Source organism: Pseudomonas gingeri (assembly GCF_013385635.1).
GTDB classification, from domain to species: domain Bacteria; phylum Pseudomonadota; class Gammaproteobacteria; order Pseudomonadales; family Pseudomonadaceae; genus Aquipseudomonas; species Aquipseudomonas gingeri_A.
The window spans coordinates 79,669-100,597 of record NZ_JACAPR010000022.1; the positions used below are offsets into that span (position 1 = coordinate 79,669).

Annotated in this window: 18 protein-coding genes; 10 read left to right on the forward strand and 8 right to left on the reverse strand. The window is 62.1% G+C overall.

Annotated elements, in window-relative coordinates:
* Positions 1-8: 8 nt before the first annotated feature.
* From HX851_RS25575 to HX851_RS25600, 6 genes are all read right to left on the reverse strand, one after another.
* Positions 9-704, reverse strand: a complete 696-nt coding sequence (locus HX851_RS25575; protein WP_177065560.1) for a hypothetical protein — start codon at positions 702-704, stop codon at positions 9-11.
* Complete coding sequence (locus HX851_RS25580; RefSeq protein WP_177056895.1) at positions 649-1,713, reverse strand: GSCFA domain-containing protein; 1,065 nt, start codon at positions 1,711-1,713, stop codon at positions 649-651. The genes HX851_RS25575 and HX851_RS25580 overlap by 56 nt, the downstream gene beginning before the upstream one ends.
* Positions 1,710-2,426 carry a 4'-phosphopantetheinyl transferase family protein gene (locus HX851_RS25585; RefSeq protein WP_177056896.1) on the reverse strand — a complete coding sequence of 239 codons (717 nt, stop codon included), beginning with the start codon at positions 2,424-2,426 and terminating at the stop codon, positions 1,710-1,712. The genes HX851_RS25580 and HX851_RS25585 overlap by 4 nt, the downstream gene beginning before the upstream one ends.
* Positions 2,423-3,679 carry an MFS transporter gene (locus HX851_RS25590; RefSeq protein WP_177065558.1) on the reverse strand — a complete coding sequence of 419 codons (1,257 nt, stop codon included), beginning with the start codon at positions 3,677-3,679 and terminating at the stop codon, positions 2,423-2,425. Before HX851_RS25590 ends, HX851_RS25585 begins: the two co-directional genes overlap by 4 nt.
* 151 nt (positions 3,680-3,830) lie before the next feature.
* Positions 3,831-5,822, reverse strand: a complete 1,992-nt coding sequence (locus HX851_RS25595) for a peptidase U32 family protein (RefSeq protein WP_177056898.1) — start codon at positions 5,820-5,822, stop codon at positions 3,831-3,833.
* Between the two features lie 244 nt (positions 5,823-6,066).
* Positions 6,067-6,447, reverse strand: a complete 381-nt coding sequence (locus HX851_RS25600) for a RidA family protein (protein ID WP_177056899.1) — start codon at positions 6,445-6,447, stop codon at positions 6,067-6,069.
* A gap of 170 nt (positions 6,448-6,617) precedes the next feature.
* On the opposite strand from HX851_RS25600, the gene HX851_RS25605 reads away from it, so the two are divergent.
* From HX851_RS25605 to HX851_RS25615, 3 genes are read left to right on the forward strand one after another with little or no spacing between them, the layout of a single operon-like run.
* Entirely contained in the window at positions 6,618-7,139 is a 522-nt protein-coding gene (locus tag HX851_RS25605) for a winged helix-turn-helix transcriptional regulator (protein WP_177065556.1), read from the forward strand.
* A gap of 23 nt (positions 7,140-7,162) precedes the next feature.
* The gene (locus HX851_RS25610; RefSeq protein ID WP_177065555.1) at positions 7,163-8,311 is read left to right on the forward strand and encodes an HlyD family secretion protein; all 1,149 of its coding nucleotides are present in this window, start codon (positions 7,163-7,165) and stop codon (positions 8,309-8,311) included.
* Positions 8,308-9,873, forward strand: coding sequence for a DHA2 family efflux MFS transporter permease subunit (locus HX851_RS25615; RefSeq protein ID WP_177065552.1), 1,566 nt, complete (start codon positions 8,308-8,310; stop codon positions 9,871-9,873). The genes HX851_RS25610 and HX851_RS25615 overlap by 4 nt, the downstream gene beginning before the upstream one ends.
* 25 nt (positions 9,874-9,898) lie before the next feature.
* On the opposite strand, the gene HX851_RS25620 is transcribed toward HX851_RS25615, so the two are convergent.
* Positions 9,899-10,519 carry a class I SAM-dependent methyltransferase gene (locus tag HX851_RS25620; protein ID WP_177056903.1) on the reverse strand — a complete coding sequence of 207 codons (621 nt, stop codon included), beginning with the start codon at positions 10,517-10,519 and terminating at the stop codon, positions 9,899-9,901.
* 739 nt (positions 10,520-11,258) lie between these two features.
* Here HX851_RS25620 and HX851_RS25625 point away from each other — a divergent pair.
* The 7 genes from HX851_RS25625 (at position 11,259) to HX851_RS25655 (ending at position 19,962) form a co-directional block, all read left to right on the forward strand.
* Complete coding sequence (locus tag HX851_RS25625; RefSeq protein ID WP_256262848.1) at positions 11,259-13,847, forward strand: glycosyltransferase family 2 protein; 2,589 nt, start codon at positions 11,259-11,261, stop codon at positions 13,845-13,847.
* Positions 13,847-15,286, forward strand: coding sequence for a radical SAM protein (locus HX851_RS25630; protein WP_177056905.1), 1,440 nt, complete (start codon positions 13,847-13,849; stop codon positions 15,284-15,286). The genes HX851_RS25625 and HX851_RS25630 overlap by 1 nt, the downstream gene beginning before the upstream one ends.
* Positions 15,287-15,298: 12 nt before the next feature.
* The gene (locus HX851_RS25635) at positions 15,299-16,105 is read left to right on the forward strand and encodes a hypothetical protein (RefSeq protein WP_177056906.1); all 807 of its coding nucleotides are present in this window, start codon (positions 15,299-15,301) and stop codon (positions 16,103-16,105) included.
* Positions 16,106-16,112: 7 nt separating this feature from the next.
* The gene (locus tag HX851_RS25640; RefSeq protein WP_177065548.1) at positions 16,113-17,276 is read left to right on the forward strand and encodes an MFS transporter; all 1,164 of its coding nucleotides are present in this window, start codon (positions 16,113-16,115) and stop codon (positions 17,274-17,276) included.
* Between the two features lie 71 nt (positions 17,277-17,347).
* Positions 17,348-18,145 carry a hypothetical protein gene (locus tag HX851_RS25645; RefSeq protein WP_177065546.1) on the forward strand — a complete coding sequence of 266 codons (798 nt, stop codon included), beginning with the start codon at positions 17,348-17,350 and terminating at the stop codon, positions 18,143-18,145.
* A gap of 80 nt (positions 18,146-18,225) precedes the next feature.
* A complete protein-coding gene (locus HX851_RS25650) occupies positions 18,226-19,131 on the forward strand; it encodes a LysR family transcriptional regulator (protein WP_042936529.1) in 906 nt (301 codons plus the stop codon).
* 120 nt (positions 19,132-19,251) lie between these two features.
* Positions 19,252-19,962, forward strand: a complete 711-nt coding sequence (locus HX851_RS25655; RefSeq protein ID WP_177065544.1) for a type 1 glutamine amidotransferase domain-containing protein — start codon at positions 19,252-19,254, stop codon at positions 19,960-19,962.
* A gap of 7 nt (positions 19,963-19,969) precedes the next feature.
* Here the strand turns inward: HX851_RS25655 and HX851_RS25660 are convergent, their stop codons facing one another.
* Positions 19,970-20,836, reverse strand: coding sequence for an AraC family transcriptional regulator (locus tag HX851_RS25660; protein WP_177065542.1), 867 nt, complete (start codon positions 20,834-20,836; stop codon positions 19,970-19,972).
* Between the last annotated feature and the right edge of the window lie 93 nt (positions 20,837-20,929).

Below are 20,929 nucleotides of genomic sequence, written 5' to 3' on the forward strand. Positions count from 1 at the left end.
AGGTTCGGCTAGAGCCCGCGTGCGAGCAGGGCTTCGACGATCAGCCCGCCAAAGGCGATATTGCCATGCAGGGGGTCGTCGACCTCGCAGAAGCGCGGGTCTTGCCAGCCGTCCTCAGCCGTCGCGGCGCTGCGCACATCGATCAGTTCGATGCCCAGCGCGCGGAACCGGCGGACCAGCACGGCCTGCGCCGCCGTGAACACCCGCGCATCGGAGAACTCCGGCACGCGCTGCGGTGGCAGGACGACAAACACCTTGAGCCCCAGCGCCAGGACGCGCTCGTAGAACGCCAGGGCATGGCGACTCATGGCGTCGATAATCGATTCGAACAGCGGCCCGGAGAGAAAACCCGGATCGAACTCGCCGTGCTCATCCTGATAGCAGTGCCAGTTCGGACGGCTGGCGAGAAAGTGCACGCTCATGCCGAGGGTACTCACCAGCGGCACCGACAAGTGGCCCAGACGCGCAACGCCGGCCAGTTCCAGGGCCTGGCGATAGCGCTGGTCCATCTCCGGATCGCGAAACCCCAGGTCATCCGCCGAGGCCACGAAGAAGTCGACATTGAAGTCCCTCCCGGCCCCCAGCGGTCCGCCGCTGAACGGCAGGGCACGGGCCTGGGCGGCCTTGCCGATCGGTCCGCTGTTGGAGTCACCCAGCAGCAGGAACCTGGGGCTGGGCGTAGTAGTCGAGTACGGCGTCTTCACAAACAAGGTCCTCGCTGGGCAGGTGGACAACGGCAGGGGTGGGCGCGGCGGTGGCCGTCGATTTCGCTTCGAGCGCGGCGAAAAACTGCTGCATGACAAAGGCCACGCCCTCAGGGGTGACCTCGCGCTGGTTGTCCTGGTAGAAGGCGCCCTTGAACGGCGTACCGGTGATGATCTCGTAGGACGGGAAATAGTCGACGTCCTGCTGCTCTTCACACAGCTGACCGGCGACCGCCCGCAGCACCGATTTGGAATAAGTGGTGGCGGTCAGCGCGTGCTGGCCGGTGGCCGTGGCCGTCAGCGGCACCGGCGAGACCGTCAGCAGCAGGCGGATCCGCGGATTCACCGAACGTAGCAGCGCCAGGGCCGCGCTCATTTCACGGTAGCTGTCGAGAAAACCGAAATTGCGGAAGGCATGGGCCTGGGGATCGAAAGTCCCATGTAGCGTGCCCGGACAGACCGGGTACACCAGCGAAGTCCGCCGATCGACCCAGGCCTCGGTCAGCCCCAGGGTAAAGACAAACACTTTGGCCCGCTGGACCGCCTGCCTGATTGCCGCCAGCGTGGTCCGGCGGGCGTCCTGCAGGGCTTCCAGGCTGGCGTAGCCGTCGGGCTCGACGGCGGGACGCAGAGGGTCGAAGAAGCGTCCGTTACCGGTCCAGACCTGCCCGGGCATCGTCCGTTCCTGCAAGGCCCACTCCAGCCACTGGCGCAACATCGCCGGGGTATAGAGGTTGCCGGTACGCAAGGAAAACACGCCATAGTGACGGGCCTTGCACTCGGTGTCCGACAGCTCGGGCGGTGCCGGCTCCGAGTCGATCCAATTCATCCCGCGCGCCACCAGCGCCCGGCCGATATGCTGGGCAAAACAGGATCCGGCGGTGACGATGGCATCGTCGCGCTCGATGTCGAATTGTGGCAGCCACAGTTCGCTCATTGACGAAACCGTCTGTTCCGCGACGGCGCTGCGCCAGAACGAGCGTGGCGCCAACAGTTGGTAAGGATTCATCCCTGGATCACTCCGAGTTCGACCTGACAGAGGGTGAAGACCCGCTCGTCCTGCAGGGCAAAAGCCACGGACAGGTGCAGGTCACGAGGCAGCACGCCATGCAGCGTGTCACGGGTTTCGAACAGCAGGCCGCCGGCGCCAGCCTCGACACAGGCCACCTCATGAAAATCGATAAAGCGCCGGGCCCTGGGATACAACGCCTTGTAGATCGCTTCCTTGGCGGAAAACATCAGGGTAAAGGCCCCGGCGGCGTCGAGGACGGGCTCAAGCAGGGCCATTTCCTCGCGGCTGGCGATCTGGCGCTGGACGCCCTCGGGTTCCGGCTCGCGGGCCAGGTTCTCGACATCGATGCCGAGCAGGTAGCCCGACTGACTGGCGCTGACAATCGCCAGGGCATAACCACCGGCATGGGAAAGACTGCCGTGTAACCCCGGCGGCCAGATCGGCGCGCGGTCGGCGCCGCTGGCAATATGGCTGTAGCGGCCGTGCAGGGTATGTTCCGCGCGGCGTACGCAGTAACGTCCGGCCAGATACTCGGCCTGTCGCCCGGGCACCGCGCTGGCCAGGGTCGGCGGCAGATCGAGGTGACCAAACGGACCGGCGTCATATCCCGTCACGGCTACCTGACCGTGCTGGAAACGGCAGGCGTGAAGTCGCGCCCCCGCGAGCACCGGCAGCGGCGGTGCCGGCACGTCGATGCACACCAGGCTCATGCCGCCGGCTCAAGCACGGCGACCGGCTGACCGGCCGCCAGCGCGCGGTAGCCGAGCAAGCCGATGGGCAGGCAGGCCAGGGCCAGCACGGAAAACAGCACGACCCCGCCAAAGTGGCTGATCACCAGCGCGCCGAGCAGGGGCGCCAGCGCCGAACCCAGGCCGGCGAGCATGGAAATACCGATAAAGCTGCCGCGCATGCCTGGTGGCGCGAGACGGTCGATCAGGGTGGCGAACAGCGGCATCACGATGATCTCGGCCAGCGTCGCAAAACCGATCGCCAGGACCCAGCCGTACCACAAGGCCCCGATATTGAGGGCAATGATGGCGTGACCGACCATCAGGCAGGCGAGGGCGAGGACATAGGCGCGCTTGTCCGCCAGGTTGATCAGCCAGCCCATCAGGAACAGGTGGAACACCAGCACCACCGAGGCATTGGTCACGCTCATCATGGCGATCAGGCCGTTGATGTCCGCGACCTTGAGTTCCAGCAGGTAGAAGGTCAGCGACTCATCGATCTGGGCATAGACCAGCACCAGGAAGAAGTTGGCGACGATGATGGTCAGGAACAGCCGGCTGCCGAGGATCGCCCGCAGCACTTCGCGCAAGGGCGGCGACATCGCCTCGGCCCCGGCGAGGTGCGCTGACTGCAAGCGATAGCGCGCGGCGCCGGCAATGGTCAGCGCCAGCAGGCCGTAGGCGCAGGCCGCGATGGGAAACACCGCGTCGCTCTCGCGATTGGCGAACCACATGCCGATCAGCGGCCCGCTGGCCGCCGCGCAATTGACCACGTAGTAACGGATATGGAAGAGAAAGGTGCGCTCTTCGTCGGTGGCCACGGTATCGCTCAACAGCACCCGCAGCAGCGGTTCGAGGATACTGTGGGCCACCGCCATGCCGATGATCGCGACGAAGTAGCTGGTTTGTCCGGGCGCCAGTCCCATCAGCAGGAAGCAAGCGGCGCCGAGGACGCAGCCGAAGCCCATCAGGTTGCGGGCATTGAAGCTATCGCCGAGAAAACCGGCCAGGGGCGAGAGGGCGATGGAGATCAGCGCACCGAGGGCCAGTTGCGCGCCGATATCGGTGATCGGCGTACCAAAGCGCTTGTTCATCGCCACCACGATAAAGGGCCAGACCATGAACGAAGCGATACGCGACACGCCGATGCCCAGCAGCAGCCAACGGGTAGGGACGGGGAGAGCCCACAAGGCCTTCCATGGGGCGGGTTGCTGGCGCAGATCCATCTGGCTCATCTCGAAACGGGAAACAGGGGCCCGACACCGGAAACCGGGTCGGGCGGGGCCTGCTCATTGAAGAGGGCAATGGGTCGATATGCAAGCCTTGCGGGTCTTGCCGACGACTTTATTTCTGCCCGTGACGAGAACGGCCGTCCTCGCCTTTCACTCAGTGCGGGGCGCGGGGAATGGTCTTGAGCAGATCGGCCGGGCTGATATGGCCGACCACGGCGCTGCCCGGTTGCGGCAGGTCGAGGATATGCCCCTTGATCTTGCCGACCACATGCATTTCGCACGGCTTGCAGTCGAACTTCAGGGTCAGCACTTCGTCACCGTGGATCAACTGCATCGGCGCGACCTTGGTGCGCACGCCAGTGACGCCCTTGGCCTGTTTCGGGCACAGGTTGAAGGAGAAACGCAGGCAGTGCTTGGTGATCATCACCGGCACCTCGCCGGTTTCCTCGTGAGCCTCGTAGGCCGCATCGATCAGCTTGACGCCGTGACGGTGGTAGAAGTCGCGGGCCTTCTGGTTGTAGACGTTGGCCAGGAACGACAGGTGCGAATCCGGGTACACCGGTGGTGGACTGGTCTCGGCCTTGCGCCCGCCACGGGGGTGAGCGGCGATACGCGCGCTGGTCAGGGCTTCGATCACTTCGCGGCGCAAGGTCTTGAGCTGCGAGTTGGGAATGAAGAACGCCTGGGGTGCATCCAGCTCGATGGCCGTGGCGTGGTACTGGGTGGTGCCCAGTTGGCCAAGCAGGTCGTGCAGTTGCTCCAGGGCCTGTTCCGGCTTGTTGGCCAGGCCGAACGGACCGTCCAGGGCGACGCTGGCGCTGATACCTTCTTCGCTGGTGGCGGTGAGCTCCAGACACGCCTCGCGCAGACGGGCGACCCAGGACAGACCGATGCGGCGCTCGGCGGAGTTCTTCAGCAGGGCCTGTTGCCAGTTGTGGTCCAGGTTGCGGTTCAGCGGGTGGTTCGGCCGCAGGCTGTGCAGGCCGGCCGGCATTTCGTTGGGCTCGACGCGGTAGCGATAGCGCTTCTCGCCATCTTCTTCGAATTCGCCTTTGGCTTCGGCGATATTGGCACGGAAACCCACCACTTCGCGCTTGATCAGCACGTTGAGGCCGTCACCGTTGGACAGCGGTTCGAAGGTCACTACCTGCAGGTCACGCTTGCCGGCTTTCTCCACCACGCCCACCGGCAGGCCGGTGAAGGTCGGGGTGTCGAAGGCGCCGATATCGATCTTGCGGTCGCTGACGAAGTAGTCGGTGCTGCCGCGGTGGAAGGTCTTTTCCGGGTCCGGCAGGAAGAAGTGCGCGGTACGGCCGCTGGAGGCACGGGCCAGGTCCGGGCGGTCTTCGAGGATTTCGTCGAGGCGCTGACGGTAGTAGGCGGTGATGTTCTTCACATAGCCCATGTCCTTGTAGCGCCCCTCGATCTTGAACGAGCGCACGCCGGCGTCGACCAGGGCGCGCAGGTTGGCGCTCTGGTTGTTGTCCTTCATCGACAGCAGGTGTTTTTCGAAAGCGACCACGCGACCCTGGTCGTCCTTGAGGGTATAGGGCAGGCGGCAGGCCTGGGAGCAGTCGCCACGGTTGGCGCTGCGGCCGTTCTGCGCGTGGGAGATATTGCACTGGCCGGAAAACGCCACGCACAACGCGCCATGGATGAAGAACTCGATGGCCGCGTCGGTCTCGTCGGCAATCGCGCGGATCTCCTGCAGGTTCAGCTCGCGGGCCAGGACCAGTTGGGAGAAACCGGCCTGGTCGAGGAACTTGGCCCGGGCCAGGGTGCGGATATCGGTCTGGGTGCTGGCATGCAGCTCGATCGGCGGGATATCCAGTTCCATCACGCCCAGGTCCTGGACGATCAACGCATCGACACCGGCATCGTGGAGCTGGTGGATCAGCTTGCGCGCCGGTTCCAGCTCATTGTCGTGCAGGATGGTGTTGATGGTGGTGAAGACCCTGGCGTGATAACGCCGGGCGAACTCCACCAACTGGGCGATATCGCTCACTTCGTTGCAGGCGTTGTGGCGGGCGCCGAAGCTCGGGCCGCCGATATACACGGCATCGGCGCCGTGCAGGATGGCCTCGCGGGCAATCGCCACGTCGCGGGCAGGGCTGAGCAATTCCAGGTGATGCTTGGGTAGGGACATGTTTTTTTAGTCAGGCTTCACGGTCAAGGCGTGCATTGTAGCGGCGAAACGACCTGGGCGGCACCCGTTGCCGCCGCAACCGCGAGCAACGCGGTCCTTCATCGATCGTTCCCACGCTCTGCGCTCATCGTTCTACACAAGTCCCACTGAATAAATGCAGCCCGTGACGCTCCGCGTCACAAGAGCGGACGCAGAGCGTCCAGTGAGGCATTCCCACGCCGGAGCGTGGGAACGATCATCCGCGTCAGGCCTTTGCGGCCATCGCGGTGACTTCGACTTTCATGCCTTCGACGCCGAGCGCGGCCACGCCGATAGCGGCGCGTACAGGCCATGGCTTGGCGAAGAAGCGCTTGTAGACCTCGTTGAAAGCCGGCCGGTCGGTGATGTCGGTGAGGTAGATGGTCAGGTGCAGGACCCGATCCAGCGAGCTGCCGGCTTTTTCCAGCGCGACCTTGAGGGCCTGCAGGGTGCATTCGCTCTGCAAGGTGATATCGCCCAGCTCCAGGCTGCCATCGGCGCGGGTGGGGATCTGGGTGGAGACCAGCAGGCCGGCGAAACCGGCGACGTCGGAGGAGATGGAGTCCGCGTCGGGATCGGGCGTGAAGGTGATGTCTGGATTGGCCATGGGGATCTCTTGTTCGATGAAGTATTCAACACGGCCGGCAGTATAAGCCCACGGCAAAATAGCGCATCCCCGACGAGTGGTTTTGCACACCGGAAAATAGTCACTTGCATAATGAAAGTTGGCATGAAATATTATGAATGTAATTTTTATCGCCGATGCCGGAAGCGATCATGAAAAGAGCCAGCTTTCACCCGATGCCTTGTCCTGTTGCCCGAGCCCTGGAGCAACTGGGTGACGGCTGGAGTCTGTTGATCCTGCGCGATGCCTTTTATGGGTTGCGCCGTTTCGATGACTTCCTCAACAGCCTGGGCATTGCCACCAACACCCTGACCCGGCGCCTTAACGACCTGGTGCTTGCCGGCCTGCTGGAGCGGCGTCCCTATCAGGACAAGCCGCCGCGCTACGAATACCACCTCACCGAGGCCGGTCGTGATCTGCGGCCGGTGATCCTGACCCTCATGGCCTGGGGCGCGAAGCATGCCAAAGGTTCGCGCAGGGTCTACCTGGCCGATGAGGCCACCGGCCAGCCGGTGGACCTGGCGCTGATGGATGCCAATACCGGCAAGCGCATCACCCGCGAAGGGCACCGGGTCCATGTCACCGCGGACGCCGACGAGCTGAGCCAGTGGCGCGTGCGAACCGGCCAGGCCCACCCGCTGGACGACACCCTGGTCAGTCCGTTCCCCAATTAATCTGTTTGCAGAGGTCACTCACCATGGACGCTCAAGTCCGCGTTGCACCCGGCCAAGTTACACCCGCTCTAGAAGCGGCCGCCGTCACTCCAGCCGCCCCGGTCAGCAGGAAAAAGCTCGTGCGTCTGGCCGTGCTCGCCCTGGCCGTCGCCGGCGCGGCGGCCTACGGCAGTCACTGGTGGTTGGCCGGGCGGTTTATCGAAGACACCGACGATGCCTATATCGGTGCCGAGGTCACGGTGATCAGCGCCAAGGTGCCGGGCTATATCACCGAGGTGGCGGTGGTCGACAACCAGTTCGTCAAGGCCGGCGACCTGCTGGCGCGGATCGATGTCCGTGACTATCGCACCGCGCTGGCCAAGGCCGAGGGTGCCGTGGCCGCGCAACGGGCGAGCCTGGCCAATCTGGCGGCCACCGAGCAGTTGCAGCAGGCGCTGATCAGCCAGGCCGGCTCGCAGATCGATGCCAGCGAAGCCGAAGCCCAGCGCGCCCATGACGATCATGCGCGTTATCAGACCCTGGTGCGCAGCCAGGCCGTCTCCGTCGAAAGCGCCCAGCGCGCCGACGCCACCTGGAAGACCGCCCAGGCCGAGCGGGCCCACGCCCAGGCGGGGCTGTTGGCGGCACGGCGGCAACTGGCGGTGATCGATACCCAGCGGCAGCAGGCCCAGGCCATGCTCGAACAGGCCCAGGCCGAACGCGACCAGGCACAACTGAACCTCGGCTACACCGAACTGCGCGCGCCAGTGGACGGTTATGTCGGCAATCGCCGGGCCAAGGTCGGCGCCTATGCCGCCGCCGGCAGCCAGTTGGTCTCGGTGGTACCGGCCCATGGCCTGTGGGTGGATGCCAACTTCAAGGAAGACCAGTTATCGCGCATGCAGATCGGCCAGGCGGTCAGCGTCAAGGCCGATATCCTTCCTGGCCGGGAGTTCCACGGCCATATCGAAAGCCTGGCACCGGCCACCGGTGCGCAGTTCAGCGTGTTGCCACCGGAGAACGCCACCGGCAACTTCACCAAGATTGTCCAGCGCGTGCCGGTACGGATTCGCCTTGATGGCGACGATGCCGACTTCGGTGCCTTGCGTCCCGGCCTCTCGGTCATGACCGAAGTGAACACCCGCGACAAGCCGGAAACCCTGCCCGCCGTTGCCCAGGCCGACCGGCCATGAGCAGCGAGCTGCCGACGCTGACCACCCGGCAAAAGGTCGCCGCCTTCGCCTGCATGTGCGTCGGCATGTTCATCGCGCTGATCGATATCCAGATCGTGTCCGCTTCCCTGAAGGATATCGGCGGCGGTCTGTCGGCCGGCGCGGACGACACCGCCTGGGTGCAGACGGCCTACCTGATCGCCGAGATCATCGTGATTCCGCTGTCGGGCTGGTTGTCCCGGGTGATGAGCACCCGCTGGCTGTTCGCCGCTTCCGCCGCGGGCTTCACCCTGACCAGCCTGCTGTGTGCGATGGCCTGGAATATCCAGAGCATGATCGTCTTCCGGGCTCTGCAGGGTTTCCTTGGCGGTTCGATGATTCCGCTGGTGTTCACCACGGCCTTTATCTACTTCGGCGGCAAGCAGCGGATCGTCGCCGCCTCGACCATCGGCGCCATTGCCTCGCTGGCACCTACCCTGGGCCCGGCGGTGGGCGGCCTGATCACCGATATTTCCTCGTGGCACTGGCTGTTCTATATCAACCTGGTGCCCGGCCTGTTCGTGACCCTGGCCGTGCCGATGCTGGTCAAGGTCGACAAACCGAACCCGGCGCTGCTCAAGGGCGCCGACTACATCGGTATCGTGCTGATGGCGGTGTTCCTCGGCTGCCTGGAGTACACCCTGGAGGAGGGGCCGCGCTGGAACTGGTTCAGTGACAGCACCATCACCACCACGGCCTGGGTGGCGGCAGTGAGCGGGGCGCTGTTTATCTGGCGCTGCCTGGAGATCGAAGAGCCGATTGTCGACCTGCGCGCCCTGGGCGATCGCAACTTCGCCCTGGGTTGCCTGTTCTCCTTTATCACCGGGATCGGCATCTTCGCCACCATCTACCTGACGCCGCTGTTTCTCGGTCGGGTGCGCGGCTACGGTGCATTCGACATCGGCCTGGCGGTGTTCTCCACGGGCATCTTCCAGTTGCTGGCAATCCCGGTGTACGCCTTCCTGGCGGGCCGTATCGACCTGCGCTGGATCCTGATGATCGGCCTGGCGCTGTTCGGTCTGTCGATGTGGAACTTTGCACCGATCACCCATGATTGGGGCGCCAAGGAGCTGTTGCTGCCGCAAGCGATACGTGGCTTTGCCCAGCAGTTGACGGTGGCGCCGACCGTGACCCTGACCCTCGGTGCCCTGGCACCCGCGCGACTGAAACTCGCCTCGGGGCTGTTCAACCTGATGCGCAACCTTGGCGGGGCCATCGGTATCGCGGCCTGTGCCACGGTGCTCAACGACCGCACCAACCTGCATTTCCTGCGCCTGGCGGAACACCTGAACATTCGCAACGAAAGCATGAACCTGTGGCTGGAGCAGTTGAGCGACAACGCCCAGGTACTCGGCCAGAGCAGCCTCGACGCCAGCCAGATCGCTTTGCGCCAGCTGTGGGTGCTGACCTGGCGTGAAGCGCAGACCCTGACCTATGCCGATGCCTTTCTGGTGATCATGGTCTGCTTTGTGTTCGCCACGGCCCTGGTGCCACTGATGCGCAAGGTCCAGCCACCGAAGCAGCCGTCGGCTGACGCGCATTGAGTCGGGAGGAGGGCGACTGGCTGCTTCAGTCGTCCTTGCGGCAGACCACATGGATAAACGGCAGGCTGCCACTGCCCGCCGGCTCATCGATGGCGCTGAACGCTACCAGCCCGAAGGCGCCGAACTCACGCTCGACCGAGACAGCGTCGTAGAAGAACATCGGCAGGCCGGGGGCTCTTTCGTAGCAGTCCTCTCCCAGCCGTTTGCCCTGGCCGTACATCGGCGCTTGTTTCGAGATCACCGTGAAGACCATCTGGCCGCCAGCTGCCAGCTGTTGGTAGCAGTCGCGCAGCAGCTTGGCGCGCCCGGTGGCATCGAGCAGGTAAATCAGCCCATGGCAGAAGATGCCATCGTACTGCCGGTTGTCGTACGGCATATCGCTGACCGGGCCGTGATGAATGGGAATCTGCAGGCCAAGCCGGGAGCGGGCGAGGGCGATGGCCGTATCGGCGATCTCGATCCCGGTGACGGACATGCCGTGCTCGAGAAAGACCCCGGCGTTCCTGCCATAGCCGATGCCGGGGATCAGCACGTCCCTGACACCCGCTTGAACGAAACTGTCGTTGGCAAGGATGGCCGACGCGGTCGGCTCGAAGCCCCACATCAGCTGGTTTTCGGTAAAGGCGTTTTCCCAGAATTCGGTCATGGTGATTCGGCTGTCCGGCATTTGACGTAACTTAAACTATTACGTGAGTTTCCAGGCGTCAATCACCCTGTGACAAGCGATGCTGCTCGTTTAAGGAACCGAAATCTCGAAAACGCCACGTAACCTGTAGGAGCCGGGCTTGCCCGCGAAGCTTTTAGCGAACTCACGGGCCTCTCGCTGGCAAGCCAGGCTCCTACAAGGGCCGTGTTTACCAAGCCCGCTCGGTACACCTGTCAGCGAGACAGGCATAAGTTAAGGGCATTATGCCATGACTAAAAATTTTCAAAATATGTTGATCGGACTGTTGATTTAACTCGTACAGACGAGTAGGTTTATTACGAAATGTTACCCACAAAGCTCTTCATAACAAGATCCCGCAAAGGATAAAGAGCATGAACCGTAATGAACTACCCGTATGGTTTTGCCTGAACCGAAAAGACCCCACCGTCGAGCGATGTTGTCGCGCCTGATGAGTTGAGTTTCTCCCTGTATTAACACCCATGCCCGAGACGGGCAGGTAGTTGCCTGCAATAAATTCCTGGAGAAGAACCGATGGCATTTAGATGGCGTTAAGCCAGAAACTTAACGCTACGTCCAAGCCTATGCATGATTTAAAGCTAGCCGTTTTAAGCGCGTGAGAATCAACACATTAATATTGGTTGAGGGATCTGCCATGCCTGCTGGAGCTATATTTATATCATTTGATGCTGTTGCAGTATCCGGCATTACCGTCGAAGCCTTGAAGCTCGCGAAAACCCTGCTGCGCAACGAAGTGACTTCATACCTCGATCTTGGTTATGACATCAAGGTCGACAAAGGCAACTTCAACAAGCCCTACGATTACGAAAAAAGCCTCTACAAGGACATCTTTACCCTGGTGCGTATCGAGGCTATCGATAGCGTCCCCCATTACAACGTGGACTTCATAGAGCACTCACACGCCATCCTGATCGGACAAAAGACCGCGGCTTCCCCGGAAGAAAAACAGCGGCTCCTGGGTGCCATTCGCGAATCGTCACAGGTACTGGCCCAACGGATTGTGCAGTTATGGGAACGGCTGGATATCCGTTATGTGATCGTTGAAAACGCCACCCTCCCGGAAAACATCATCTATACCCAGGCCCTGTACCTGGCCATCGAAACCTATGGCGACAAGCACCGCATGGGCAGCTTTGTCATCTGGCGCGATCACGACCTGATGTGGAGCAGCGAAAAGACCGTGATGAAATACGGCCCGGAGCCTTATCCCCATGCGATCAAGCCGGTGCAGTCGCGCTATATCGGCTATGTGACCCTCAACAACCATCTCAAGCACAAGCTGGAGGAGTGGTGTGACCATGCCGTCGAAGTCCAGGTGCGCAAGAACACCTACGACTTCAGCGGGCAAGGTCGCCACACCAACATCAAGGAAAGCCTGGACATCCGCGACAGCGATATCCTGATCGCTCGCACGACCCGCATCATTCCGCAAAAACGCCCGGACCGGGATATCTACCTGGTTCACCGCCTGAACCAGTTGTTTACGCAAAACGGCAGCCGGCGCAAAGTCTATCTCGCGGTTGCCGGCGATCCCGACGAGCATCCCGGCTACTTTGCCGCCTTGAATACAATGGTCACGGAACTGCAGGTCGAACCCTTTATCAAGTTTGTCGGTTCGTTGTCCCATGACTATATGCCGTCGAACGATAAAACCACGACTATTGAAGACCTGTATTACTCCTGCGACCTGGTTTCCTTTCTCACTTCATGGGGGTATGACAGCTACGGCAATCCCGTGGGCGAATCGATCAGCAGCCAGCGCTGTTATATCACCAGTAACTATGAGTATTACCAGGAAGTGTACGGACAGCATGGATTTGAAGCGCCGGTCATGGCGATCTCGGAAGATCGCGACGGCCTGCCCGATGATGCGTTCATCAATGAAGTCTACCAGCTATTGAATAACCAGGCGCTGATGGAGCAAGTGGCTCACAGAAACTTTTCCATTGGCCAGCGGGTGCTCTCCAACAATGTAATAGGCATGCTTGACTTGAGTTCTTCTGGAGGAATTATGCGTGATGCTGTCTTTGTTTCGGTGGTACTGCCGCTGTATAACGAAAGTGATCGTATCGACAGTGTACTGGACTCACTCTTCAATCAGAAAACCCGGGGCGACCTGATTACCCACTCCACCTATGAGTTGATTATTGTCGATAACAACTCGACAGATGATTCAGTGGAAAAGATCAATCGTTTCAAGGCCAGCAACCCGTCCCTGGATATCCACGTCATCCAGGAGCGCATCCAGGGTGTTTCGTCCGCGAGGAAACGCGGCATGGATTACGCCTCCGTGCGCTCGAAACAGCGCGACATCCGCCTGGGAGTCGAAAGCAAGCACTACATTGCGTCCGCCGATGCCGACTGCACCGTGGACCCGTACTGGCTGCACGCGCTGATTACCAGGATGATCGAGGAAAACGGCGACCTCGGTACCTGCAATTACTATTACAACGAAGCGTCCTTCGGCAAACGCCCGAACCTGCTCAACGAGATCCAGAAGACCCTGCGCTGTCGCGAGGTGTCGTTCTCACTGTTCGGCGGTTTCCCCGATGGCAAGGGCTTTGCCGTCGAGCGTGCCCTCTACGACAAGGTCGGCGGCATCGAGATTTTCTACCAGCTGGACAATGACCGTTTTGTCGAACACCTCTCCGATGACTGGGACTTCGGCATCCGGGTGATCGCCTGGGGTGGCAAGCCGGTCTACGCCCACGAATCGCGGATCGAGATCAACAGCCGCCGGGTGGACACCATCCTCGACGAGGTGATCACCGGCAATGCCTACGGCCAGGACGGGATCATCATCATGAAGGACGTGCGCCCGGACGTGGAGGAGCAGATCCCGACGTTGCGCGACACCACGCCCGAACAGTCACGCCAGGCCTGGGACTATTCGATCAAGGACTACGTGCCCAAGAACATCGTGCTGCCGGCACTGCTCAACCCGCAGATCCTCGTGGAAAACCCGGCGGTGCGCGAGTTCTTCGGCGGGCCGGTGGCCGATCGCATGTACCAGCGCATCCATGAGATCAAGCATCAGTCGCGGGTGATCGACTTCAAGCCCATCCACGCCTACAAGACCCCGTCCTACCGCCTGTATTTCGAGTTCCGCGAGGAAATCTTCGCCGCCCTGCGGCGCGCCGTGGGCGAGGACATCGGCTTTGCGCCGCCCTTGCCGAAGTGTTTCGACACGGTCAAGCCCGAGGATTTCGAGCGCTTTGTCTACTACTTCGCCGAAGACCGCGAGTCCGGTGCCGCGCACAACTACTTTGCCAATGGAGGGGTATTCTGATGAACAACGAAGCCTTGGGTTCACTCAACGATATCGACCCGAACTATCCGCTGCCACGGGTCCATGAATTCCTCGCACGCCCGGAGAACAGCGCCTTCCTCGACTACGTGTTCAACGATCCGTTCGGCTGCCACGTGTTCCCCGGTGATATCCCCGAGTATCCGCTGCCGTCCTTTTTTGCCGACATGGACCGCGAAATCGGCCAGGCCCGGCAGATCCATCTGTGGGCCTATATTCCCACCTGTCGTTATCGCTGCCATTTCTGCCAGTACCCGACGGTGATCCTCAATCCCAAGGCGGCCTCCTCGCAGGTGGTGTTCCGCGAACTGGTGGACTACAACATCAAGGAAGCCACCATGTGGCTGCAGAAAGTCCCCAGCCTGGCCCAGGCCGAAGTCGGCGAATTCAACATCTTCGGCGGTACGCCGTCGCTGCTGCCGGAGCCGGAACTGCGCCGCCTGATGGCGTTCTATCACAGTCATTTCAACTTCTCGGCCGCCACCATGCGCTTCGAAGGCGAGCCGGGCACCCTGAACAAACCCTACCTGCAACTGTTGAAGGAACTGGGTTTCACCAAGATCAGCTTCGGTACCCAGTCCTTCAATGACCGCATCATTTCGGCCTGCGGACGCATGCATTCGGCCGACGAGTGCGAGGAAACCATCCATCACGCCCGGGCAATCGGTCTCGACTGGGTCAGCGTCGACCTGATCTACGGCATGCTCGGCCAAAGCGTCGACGATGTGAAATACGACATGGAGAAGACCCTGGAGCTCGAGCTCTCCCATGTGGTCATCGCCAAGCTGCACATGGAAGAGTTCATGAAAAGCCGCACCGGGGTGTCCGGGGAGAAGCAGAGTCATTGGCAGCGCAAGGGCCTGATCAACATCAACGACATGACCTTCCCCGGTCTCGGCAAGCAGTACCAGATGCGCGAAGTGGTCGAGCAGTACCTGGCTGCCGGCTACGGCGAACACCCGACCATGTACTTCCACCAGAACCACCGCCAGCCGGAGAAGTGGAAGGGGCTTATCACCGACCTCGACAAGCAGTACCCGGAAGTTGCCATCGGCCTCGGCGGCAGCTCGAAATGCACCCGTGCCGAAGCCATCAATATCACCGGCTACAGCAAGTACAAACAGGCGCTCGACGAGGATCGCCTGCCCATCGACGCCAGCCGTGGCGTCTCGCCGCTGCAACGTGAAGTCAATGCTTTCAAGATGGCGCTGTCGACGCTGATCCCGGTGGATGACCTGGTCTTCAGGCAGCGTTTCGAAGGCCGCAGCCTGTTCGAGAACCCGATCATCAGCCGCACCCTCGATACCCTGGTGGAGAAGGCGCTGGTCACCGTCGAGGGCGACCGGGTCAGCCTGACGCCCAATGGCGTGACGCTGGTCGAAGCCGTGATCAACACCCAGTTCGTCACGCCGCAAGCCTGAGGAGAGCCACCGATGGAACAGCAAGCCACTTCATCCGCGCCAGTCTTCAGCCTGTACTACATCGCGATCGATACCGAAGCCGGGATAACGGCGCAACAGTTCGAAACCTTCGTGCGTCACAAAGGCGTGCACATTCCCAGCTATCCGGGCTGGAGCTGGACCCTGCTGCGCGGCTTGCGGGGCGAGCGGGCAGGGCAGTACCTGATGCTGTTCGAGATCGCCAGCGCCGAGCAGCGTGATCGTTACCAGGCCGCCGACGGCAACAAGACGGAGCTGGCCCGGCAGTTCTGGCGCGAGCATCCCGAGGCATCGGACATCCTCGGCGAGTGGAAACGCTACGGCACCTTCAGCGAACTGCCGACCCTGTACACCGATTACCGGCTGCTGGCGCAAAACCGCAAGAGTACCGTGCCCCACGGCCCGCGTTATCAGGAACGAGTGGGCGCGGAACCCGTCGCACGGGTGATCGGCATCCACAACCTGGCGCTGCGTCCGGATGTCCGCGCCGAAACCTTCGAGACCTTTATTGCACAGAACCACCAGCGCATCGAGGACTACCCGGACTGGAAATTCCATCTGCTCAAGGGCGAGCGCGGCAATCGCCTGGACCAGTACGTGGTGATGATGGAGATCGCCAGCCTGGCGGCGCTCGATGTGTTCTACCCGGAGCCGGATATCGCCACCGATGAGGCGGCGAAATTCGCCCGGGCCCACCGCGACACCAAGCAGATGTACGAGGAGTGGAAGCAACTGGCCTCGTTTTCCGGCTCGCCGCAGATCTACACCGACTATCTGTCGGTGGCGCAGAGCCAGGGGTGATCGTCCGGTGAATACCCATGTACTGCACCCGCGGCTCGCCGCGAATCTGCGCCAGCAGCAGGCCACGCGCGGGATCTTTTTCGTGGCCGGGCTGGGCATGGCGTCCTGGGCGCCGCTGATTCCCTTCGTCAAGTCGCGGCTCGGCATCGACGATGGCCCCCTGGGCCTGCTGCTGTTCTGTATTGCCGCGGGCTCCATGCTGGTGATGCCGTTTGCCGGGCGGGCCATTGCCCGATTCGGTTGCCGGGCGCTGATCCTGGCCTGCGCAGCAGTGTTCTGCCTGATCCTGCCGTTCATGATGCAGGCCACGTCCGCCGTGGCGATTGGCGGCGCCTTGCTGGTCTTTGGCGCGGTGAATGGCCTGCTGGACGTGTCGATGAACGCCCAGGCGGTGATTGTCGAACGCGATAGCGGGCAGGCGCGGATGTCGGGGTTTCACGGCTTCTACAGTCTCGGCGGCGTCGCGGGGGCAGGGGGCGTCAGTCTGCTGCTGTGGGCAGGACTCATGCCGCTGCAGGCAATTCTGCTGGTCGTGGTGTTGATCGCCCTGGTGGTGATGCAGGCTTCCACTCATCTGTTGCCAAGACGGCCAACGCAAAGCGCCGAGTCCGAAGGCACCCTGCAGGCGCTGGCGCATCCGGGGACCCTGTTTATTGCGCTGCTGTGCTTTTTCATCTTCATGGTCGAGGGCGCGATGCTGGACTGGTCGGCGGTGTTCCTGCATACCGAGCGCGGCATGGAGAAGAGTCATGCCGGTTTTGGCTACACCCTGTACTCCATCGCCGTCGCGCTGGGCCGGTTGTATGGCGATCGCCTGGTCAATGCCATCGGCCGCCAGCGCATGCTGATGCTCGGCGGCGCCTGCGCCACGGTCGGGTTGCTGCTGATCGTCCTGGTCGATCTTCCGGGTATTGCCCTCGCCGGGTTCATTCTGACCGGCATCGGCCTGTCCAATATCGTCCCGATCCTGTTCACCGCCGCCGGCAACCAGGCCGGGGTGCCGTCGAGCTTCGCGCTGTCGGCCGTGACCCTGGTCGGCTACACGGGCCTGTTGAGCGGCCCGGCGCTGATCGGCCTGGTCGCCCACCACTCCAGCCTGACCACCGCATTCAGCGCGGGCGTGGTGATCATGCTGCTGGTCTGTTGCAGCGCCCGGCGCATTACCCGTTGAGGCCCCGATGGCGGCAGCTCCGAGCCTGAACCTTTTATTCCGTCCCGACGTTGTCATTCAATGGAGTTCTTATGAGTCAATTGTCCGCCCCGGTTTTCAGCCTGCACTACATCGGCCTGAATCTTAAAAAAGGCGTCACCGCGGAACATTTCGAAGATTTCGTGCGCGAGCGCGGCGTGGGCATCCCGGCCTATCCGGGTTGGCGCTGGACCTTGCTCAAAGGCTTGCGCGGCGAGAGGGAAAACCAGTACCTGATGCTGTTCGAAGCTCCCAGCGCAGAGCAGTACGCCCACTATATCGACCGCAACGGCGAGCAGACCGCCCATGCGCGGGACTTCTGGCAGGAGCATGCGCGGGCGCAGGCCCTGATTGTCGAATGGAAAACCTTTTCCACCTTCGCCGAGCTGCCGACCATTTTCTCCACCTATTCACTCCTGGCCGAGAATACCAACAGCTCGCTGGCGGAAGGTCCGAACTACCAGGCCGGTGCAGGCCTCAAACCCGTAGCCCGCGTGGTGGGCATCCATAATCTGGCCCTGCGCTCCGGCGTGACGGCGCAAACCTTCGAGCGCTTCATTACCGACAATATCCATCGCGTGGAAGACTATCCGGGCTGGAAGTTTCATATACTCAAGGGGCAGGGCGGCAACCGTCTCGACCAGTATGCGGTAATGCTGGAAATCGAAAGCCTGGAGTCGCTGAACTCCTTCCACCCCGAACTGGATGTGTCGACGGACAAGGCCCTGACATTTGTCCGCGAGCACCCGGAGAGCGAGCGCATGTACGAGGAGTGGCGGCAGTTGGCGTCTTTCTCCGGAGCGCCGCAGGTCTATACCGATTACATTACTATCGCCGGCAGTGGCAGCTGACCCAAGCGTATGGCCACATCCGCCAAGCCCTGGATGTGGCCTTGTCGAAAACGCTGGCGTCGAATTTTCTGGAGCGGCGTTTGAAAAACAGATTGGAAGGCTTGCGTATTTTTGTGGTCGCGGCGGATTCGGCCAACTTTCGCGAGGCCGCGACAAAACTGGGGGTATCGCCCCAGGTGGTCACCCGGGTCATTCGCGAATTCGAGGACGAATTGGGCGAACTGCTGTTTCATCGCAGCACGCGCGGTGTTCAACTCAGTACCTTTGGCGTGCAGTTGGTCGAGCGTGCGCGAATGGCGGTGAGCGGGGTGGATGCCCTGTATCACCGTTCGGATCTGCGGGCCGCTTCCGATCACCACGGAGTGGTGCGCCTGGCGGCCCCCGGCTCCCTGGGCCGCCAGTTCGTGGTCGATGCACTGGCCCCGCTGCTGCGCGAACATCCCGGCCTGGTCCTTGATTTGCGGCTGTCCGACGTGATCGCCGACGTGGTCGAGGAACAGATCGATGTAGGTATTCGCATAGGCCCGATGCGCGATAGCCGCTTTGTCGCGCGCGAAGTGGCCAAGGCCTTTCTGTATGTGGTCGGCTCCCCCGAACTGGTGTCTCGCGTCGGTTTGCCGAAGGCGGTCGACGACCTCCAGCACAAACCGCTCACCCTGATGATCGACGGCAATACCGGGCGCCCGTGGCCCTGGAAGTTCAGCGAAAACCGCCAGTTCATTGCCCCGGCGCCGGCGTTTATCACCAACGATCCGGAAAGCGAATGCCAGGCCGTGCTCTCGGGACTGGGCTTCGGCCAGATCGCCGGCCACCTGGCATTGCCTCATATCCGCGCCGGGCGGCTGGTCACGGCCCTGGAGTCCGACGCACCGAAGCCGATCAGCCTGTATGTCTACCGCTCGCAGCAATCTCCGGTTCCGGCCAGGGTCAGGCTGGTCTACAACAGGCTCCTTGAGGCTCTGGGGAGCGAAGCTGATCTGATGTAGGGGCCGCGACGGCATTCCTGAAAGTGGAATTCTCAACTCGGGAGGCGTTCATTGTTACCCCTGGGCGGCGATTCCATACTCGTTGACGTCGATAACTGACGTTCAACCCAAGGAATATCCATGCCTTCCGTACTCATGATTCTTTCCAGCGCAACCACCTGGAGCCAGTTGAATGGCCTCCAGCGTCCCACCGGTTTCTGGGGCGAGGAATTCATCACGCCTCATCGCCTGCTCAGCGCGGCCGGGGCCAACATCAGCCTCGCCACGCCGGGCGGTGCCCCAGCCGTGGCGGACGAGCTGAGTCTCTCCCTCGACGTGAACGGCGGTGATGCGGCCAAGGTCGCCGAACTGACGGACTATCTGCACAGGCACGCCCAGCTTCTGCGTGCGCCGAAACGCCTGGAAGACATCGACCTTGCCGACTACGACGCCATTCTCGTGCCTGGCGGCCACGGTCCCATGCAGGACCTGGCAGTGAATGAGGCGGCAGGTCGCCTGCTGACCGCGGCACTTGCCGATCCGCGCAAGGTTGTCGGGGCGCTGTGCCATGGCTGCGCGGCATTCCTGGCCGCCGGCGACGCCCGGTCCTGGCCATTCAAGGGGCGCAAGCTCACCGGCTTCAGCAATACCGAGGAAACCCAGACCGGCCTGGCCGCCAATGCTCCCTGGCTGCTGGAAGATCGCCTGGTAGCCGCCGGCGCGCAGTACCAGGCCGGCGCGCCCTGGACTTCCTACGTTGTCGTCGATGGCAACCTGGTCACCGGCCAGAACCCGGCCTCTGCGCAAGGCACGACCCAGGCCTTCCTGGAAGAGATTGCCAAGCGCCGGTAATCATCGGCTACTCATGCGGTTGCACCTGCACTGACAGCAGCGGGTCCTCCCCGCTGTTGTCGCGCTTGAGCCATTCGGCGGGTGGCGCGCCGACCACGCTGACAAAGGTCCTGGAGAACGAGGCTTGCGAGCTGTAGCCGACCGACGCGGCGATCACCTTGATCTGCACCCCTTCGCGCAGCAGTTCCTGGGCGACCTTCATCCGCCAGGCGGTGACATAACCCATTGGCGAGACGCCCATGATCCGGGTGAAGCACGCCGAGAATTTCGACCGCGACATATTCGCCAGCGCCGCCAGTTGCCCGACGGTCCAGGGCGCTTCGGGTTCCTGGTGAATCCGATTGAACACCGCGCCAAGACGCCCATCCTGCAGGGCATAGAGCAAGCCGCTGGAAATCTTCTGCTCCTTGACCGCTCGCCGCACCAACAACACGAAAATGAATTCGAGCAACAGATTGAGGGCCTTGGTCCTGCCAGGGGCCTGTTCCTCGAATTCGCCGAGCAGCGTAGCGATCACCGGAGCCAGGTTTTCCAGGCCGCTGATGGGAAATACCAGCGTTTCCTTGAGCCCGAGCGGGAAGGGCTGCAACGAATTGCGCCCGAACCGGAACGAGGCGCAGATCAACTCCGCCCCCTGCGCCGAGCTTGAGCGCAACTGGTAACGGCAACTGCTCGGACAGAACAGCACGCTGGGCTCGGTAATCGATAGCTTCGGCAGCCCGGGCTGCACCAGGTCGATATGGCCCTTGCTGATGACATGGATAAACGCCATGCCCGGCGGCTTGTCGAGCACCAGGGTGCCATCCACCTGTCCGGAAAAGAACAGCCGGCCCTGGAGGTGCGTGCGCTCGAAGAACTCGGAGAGGATATCCATGATGGAGACGACCGGGTAAAGACTCTGCACGTCCTGGCAAAAGCCCGGGCATGCGCGGCCATAGGATGAAGTTCTCGCCGCTGGCAGACAGCC

Bases quoted from the DNA above. Each gene is read 5' to 3' on its own strand.
- HX851_RS25610 (WP_177065555.1), top strand. From the start codon at position 7,163: ATGGACGCTCAAGTCCGCGTTGCACCCGGCCAAGTTACACCCGCTCTA.
- HX851_RS25630 (WP_177056905.1), top strand. From the start codon at position 13,847: ATGAACAACGAAGCCTTGGGTTCACTCAACGATATCGACCCGAACTAT.
- HX851_RS25595 (WP_177056898.1), bottom strand. From the start codon at position 5,822: ATGTCCCTACCCAAGCATCACCTGGAATTGCTCAGCCCTGCCCGCGAC.
- HX851_RS25645 (WP_177065546.1), top strand. From the start codon at position 17,348: ATGAGTCAATTGTCCGCCCCGGTTTTCAGCCTGCACTACATCGGCCTG.
- HX851_RS25615 (WP_177065552.1), top strand. From the start codon at position 8,308: ATGAGCAGCGAGCTGCCGACGCTGACCACCCGGCAAAAGGTCGCCGCC.
- HX851_RS25600 (WP_177056899.1), bottom strand. From the start codon at position 6,447: ATGGCCAATCCAGACATCACCTTCACGCCCGATCCCGACGCGGACTCC.
- HX851_RS25660 (WP_177065542.1), bottom strand. From the start codon at position 20,836: ATGGATATCCTCTCCGAGTTCTTCGAGCGCACGCACCTCCAGGGCCGG.
- HX851_RS25635 (WP_177056906.1), top strand. From the start codon at position 15,299: ATGGAACAGCAAGCCACTTCATCCGCGCCAGTCTTCAGCCTGTACTAC.
- HX851_RS25585 (WP_177056896.1), bottom strand. From the start codon at position 2,426: ATGAGCCTGGTGTGCATCGACGTGCCGGCACCGCCGCTGCCGGTGCTC.
- HX851_RS25605 (WP_177065556.1), top strand. From the start codon at position 6,618: ATGAAAAGAGCCAGCTTTCACCCGATGCCTTGTCCTGTTGCCCGAGCC.
- HX851_RS25590 (WP_177065558.1), bottom strand. From the start codon at position 3,679: ATGAGCCAGATGGATCTGCGCCAGCAACCCGCCCCATGGAAGGCCTTG.
- HX851_RS25580 (WP_177056895.1), bottom strand. From the start codon at position 1,713: ATGAATCCTTACCAACTGTTGGCGCCACGCTCGTTCTGGCGCAGCGCC.
- HX851_RS25655 (WP_177065544.1), top strand. From the start codon at position 19,252: ATGCCTTCCGTACTCATGATTCTTTCCAGCGCAACCACCTGGAGCCAG.
- HX851_RS25620 (WP_177056903.1), bottom strand. From the start codon at position 10,519: ATGACCGAATTCTGGGAAAACGCCTTTACCGAAAACCAGCTGATGTGG.